The sequence below is a fragment of the Dyadobacter sp. genome, assembly GCF_051859145.1.
Taxonomy (GTDB): domain Bacteria; phylum Bacteroidota; class Bacteroidia; order Cytophagales; family Spirosomataceae; genus Dyadobacter.
In genome coordinates this window covers 1-4849 of record NZ_JBHYGF010000329.1, presented here as the reverse complement: position 1 = coordinate 4849, position 4849 = coordinate 1, and the positions used below count along the sequence as shown (strand labels likewise).

The 4849-nt window shown below is 45.0% G+C and carries 3 protein-coding genes; 2 read left to right on the top strand and 1 reads right to left on the bottom strand.

Annotated elements, in window-relative coordinates; translation table 11 throughout:
- Positions 1 to 91 precede the first annotated feature (91 nt).
- On the top strand, positions 92 to 802 hold the full coding sequence (locus ACTIE6_RS17670) for a response regulator transcription factor (protein ID WP_439557899.1): 711 nt from the start codon (positions 92 to 94) through the stop codon (positions 800 to 802).
- Positions 803 to 805: 3 nt separating this feature from the next.
- Here ACTIE6_RS17670 and ACTIE6_RS17665 read toward each other — a convergent pair whose 3' ends face one another.
- The gene (locus tag ACTIE6_RS17665) at positions 806 to 3298 is read right to left on the bottom strand and encodes an AsmA-like C-terminal region-containing protein (RefSeq protein WP_439557898.1); all 2493 of its coding nucleotides are present in this window, start codon (positions 3296 to 3298) and stop codon (positions 806 to 808) included.
- A 211-nt stretch (positions 3299 to 3509) separates the two neighbouring features.
- Between ACTIE6_RS17665 and lysS the strand changes: the two genes are divergently transcribed.
- A partial coding sequence (gene lysS, locus ACTIE6_RS17660) for a lysine--tRNA ligase (RefSeq protein ID WP_439557897.1) occupies positions 3510 to 4849 on the top strand: 1340 nt, incomplete at its 3' end.

The following is a 4849-nucleotide window of genomic DNA, read 5'->3' as shown; positions in this document are numbered from 1 at the left end:
CTGATATTAAGTTTGTGTTAATAATAGCGCGATACATGTAATGTGAACATCACATCCTCTAATTTCGAATTGCGTTTTAATCCTACTAGCAATGAGCACCACTAAATCCGCTGTATCGGCACCGAAAGTACTTGTAGTGGATGATGACTCCGATATCGTCGAGCTTCTCGAATATAATTTAACCAAGGAAGGCTACTCTGTTCTCACAGCATCGAACGGGAAGAAAGCAATTGAAATTGCAAAAACTTTTACCCCGGACCTGATTCTCCTGGACATTATGATGCCGCAGCTTGACGGCATTGAAACCGGAAGAATCCTTCGCCAGAATCCTGACATCAAAAATACTTATATCCTCTTCCTGACTGCGCGTTCCGAGGAGTATTCGGAGGTAGCTGCATTTGACGTGGGCGCTGACGATTATATTACCAAGCCGATCAAGCCGCGCGCGTTAATGAGCCGCATTAATGCATTGTTCCGCCGGGAAGCTCAGAAAGCTGAGTCAGGAGATACTATTGATATACTCGACCTTTCGATTAACCGCAAGAACTATACGGTAACCCAGGCGGGTGAAAAAGCGATTGTATTACCTAAGAAGGAATTCGAATTGCTGTTTTTCCTTGCTCAAACACCCAATAAGGTTTTCAGCCGCGACGAGCTGCTCCAAAAGATCTGGGGAGCCGACATTTATGTGCTTGAACGCACAGTTGACGTACATATCAGAAAGCTAAGGGAAAAATTAGGCGATCAATACATAAAAACTTTGAAAGGCGTAGGCTATATGTTCAGTAACGAGCTTGCATAAAGCTTACTTCTGAACACTGAGCGAATCTGCTTCGACCTGATCATCCTTTTGTTTGTTCTTGTCCTTCCTGCGTCGGAAAGCGAGCTTGATATTCACCTCGCCTTTCTCGTCGATTGCGCGGAGGAAAATCTTCGAGCCGTCTTTTTTCTCCTTGTTATTAGGATCAAGTACGTAGGTAGAATCCCGCTTTTTAAGGTTGCTTAGCGGGATCTGAATATTCATATCCGTTTTGTTACCAAAACTGTAAACACCGTCCAGGTAAAGTGTGAGCACATTGGATTCGATCTCCATGGGCGCAATCTGGATTTCCTGACCTACCAACCTGATATTATTACGTATAGGAGCAAACTGAACGCGCTCAAAATTACGCTTCTTGAAAATAAGCCGCTTCATTTTCATGAAAGGCTCGAAATTGATAATGTACCCGTTTGAAAGGTCAAAGGACAGCTCCCCGCGCATGGTCGCCGGCACTAAACGGACATTATTGTTCAGGTTGGCCTCGAACTTGAAGTCAGTATTGAGAACACCCTTGATGTTATCACTTGTAATGGCTTTCTGACCAAAATTATCGAAGGAATAAAATACGGAATGCACATCTGCATTGACGATCTTTCCCTTCACCGCCATTCGCGGCAGCTGTCCGCGACCGGAGTTATCCATATTCCCCGCTATCCGCATACTACCCTTTCCAAATGCCTTCATCACGAAATACTCGATCCTGACTGCATTATCTTTAATTGTAAACTCACCCTTCACGTCCCGTGCGGTAAACTGGCGGTATTGCAGCTCTTTGGTATCCAGTTTAGCAGTGATTTCCATTTGATCGATCGCATTATCGAGCAGCTGTGATAATCTTAATTTCCGACGCTTGTTTTCCGGCGCATTGGTTCTCGCAGCAAACAGGTTTTCCAGCCAGTTGAGCTTCCATTTCGGGATATTAATATCCACAGTAGCGCGCAAAGGCTTGCGCGAGCCAAAGAGATAAGGTAACAGGTCAATCAACTTTCCGCGCATGTAGAGCATATTCTGCCCGTCGGAGAAATGCAAATCCTGGAACACGACCGCTTTTTCATTGAAATTGAATTCGCCATCGATCTTGGAAAGATGTACTTTCCGCGGCAGGTAATCCATTGCAATATTATTGACGATTGCCCTACCGGTTATTTTCCCGTCAAACTTGTCTTCCCGGGCATTATAGAAATTTTTTAAACTTCCATTGAAATGAAAATCAATCCTGGCAGTTCCTTTTTTGAAAACGTACCTGTCCGGATCGAGCAGCGAGCCCAGGTTAGTGGAGTCCGCCAGTACATGCCCTTCGAGCACAGCCCGGGGAGACCTGAAATCTTTAACCGAAAACTTAAAATGAAATGGTATTTTCTCAAACAGACCCGTGATTTTAGGCGCTGTTAAAGCTGAATTGCGTACATCTGGAATACGCGAAGTATCGGCCTGGTTTGTAAATGTTCCAAAAGCTTTGATCTGCCTGAGTGTTCCTACGGGCAGGTCATATTTGAATGTATCTGTTTCAAATTTCACGTCTACCCGCGGCTGCACTGCGGAAAGCTGGCCAGCTACATTCACCTTCGTATCTACTTTGGCTTTAACGCCGAGGGAGTCAATCTGGCTCCGGAGTTTTCTGGTTAACAGCGGCAATGCATTGTCCACTTCAATCTGATTGGCAGAGAAGTTCATTCTGAATTTCCTGATCGTATCTGAAAAGTCAAACTCTCCATTGATGTTGATTTTGTCGTGCGTGGCGCTTTCCAGGATCGAGGGATATATTTTTAACTTCTTGTTTTCACTATCAAATGCAAGCGAAAGATCCAGGCTGGTTTCCTGGTTGATGAGAAATCCGCCTTTCTCGGGCTTGAAAGTAAGTCCCCTGAATAAAACAGCGCCTTTGAAACTGGAATTAGACGTGCTGTCAGTGACTGTGACAATATTCGTAGCGTCATGGAAAAGCGCACCGTAGTACTTTTTCTTAACCGAATCGGCAAACATCACCCCGAAATTGATAAAACGGAGGTGGCCAAACTTTTCAACTATATTGTTGCTACCCGACTTTTTCTTCTTGTCTTTTCCTTCTCCGGATTGAAAGATCGTCAGGTTGGAATATCCATTGCGCATGGTAAACAGGTTCAGCGAACCATCCTGCAACACCAGGTTTTTGATTTTGATATTTCCCTTATAAAAACCTTTCAGATCCAACGCAACATGGATCAGCTCAGCTTCCAGAAAAGGCTTTTGGTGCGTGGTAAAAAGGCTATCGGTAAGCCTGACCTTGGATAATGTAAAATTCAATCCTAAACCGCCGTAGAAAGGGCGGAATTTGAAGTCTTCTATTTCGAGGGTTCCATTCAGGTTTTCATTCACGAGCTCCTGAACACTTCTGAATATTCTTTCCTTATTTCTGTCCACCCATATTTCAACTGCTGCAAACATGAAAACGGCACAGAGGACAACAATTCCAAAGATTTTCAATACTCTTGCAAACATGAAACGAGGGGTTTAACGCAATTGCTCTTAGCAGGATAGCATCGTAGCGCCGGCTGCAGCAATATACATCCATTAATAACGTGCCAGCCTATATTGCTTCAACCAAGTGAGGCATCTTAAAGGTTCACCTTCGCTATTCAAGGCAAAAAATCGTAGTTTTGCCGACTCTTTCTGAGATCAGTTTCATATAGTCAAACATATCGCAGCAACAATGCTACTAAGCGAACAGGAAATATTGCGCCGCCAAAAGCGCGAAGAGTTGATAAAGCTGGGGATCGAGCCTTACCCGGTTGAGGAGTTTGTGGTGAACACATACGCAGGGGATATCCTTAAGAACTACGAGAACAATAAGATCGACTACAAAACTGTGTCAATGGCCGGCCGGCTGATGGGCTTCCGCGTTATGGGAAGTGCAGCGTTTGCCGAGTTTCAGGACAGCACAGGTCGCATTCAGCTATATTTCAGAAGGGATGATCTTTGTCCCGGAGAAGATAAGACCCTGTACAATACGGTTTTTAAGAAACTGCTGGACATCGGTGACATCATTGGAATTACCGGGTTTGTATTCACTACACAAACGGGCGAGATTTCTGTCCATGTGCAGGAGTTCAAGATTTTAAATAAATCTCTCCGCCCGCTGCCAGTTGTAAAGCGCGACGAGGAAGGTAACATTTACGACGGTTTTACTGACCCGGAACTAAGGTACCGCCAGCGCTATGTGGATCTGATCGTGAACCCGGAGGTACGTGATATCTTCGTCAAACGCGCCAGGATTATCACGACAATGCGGTCGTACTTCGACTCAAATGGCTGGCTGGAAGTGGAAACCCCGGTACTGCAATCCATTCACGGAGGCGCAGCTGCGCGGCCATTTGTCACGCACCACAATGCACTGGATCTTGGATTATACCTGCGGATTGCCACAGAGCTTCACCTGAAAAGACTGATTGTAGGTGGATTTGATGGTGTTTACGAATTTGGAAAGCTGTTCCGGAATGAGGGAATGGACCGCACGCACAACCCGGAATTTACTACCGTGGAGCTGTACGTAGCTTATAAAGATTACATCTGGATGATGAAAATGACTGAGGAGCTACTTGAAAAAGTAGCTATTCAGGTCAATGGAACTACCAAAGCTAAGTTTGGGGATGTGGAGCTTGATTTTGCAGGACCTTATCCGAGGCTGAGTATCACAGATGCGATACATCAATATACCGGACTTAATGTGGACGCACTTGACGAGGAGGCAATACGTGAACAATGCAGGCAGTGGGGAATGGAAGTGAGCGACAGCATGGGTAAAGGAAAGCTGATTGACGAGATATTTGGTGAGAAAGTGGAAGAGCATATTATTCAGCCAACTTTCATTACTGACCACCCGGTTGAAATGTCGCCGCTTACCAAAAAGCACCGGACCAAAAAAGGAATGGTGGAGCGGTTTGAGCTATTTATTAACGGAAGGGAAATTGCAAATGCATATTCCGAGCTGAATGATCCTCTTGAACAGCGTGAAAGGTTTGAAGATCAGCTGAAATTGAAAGAACGCGGCGA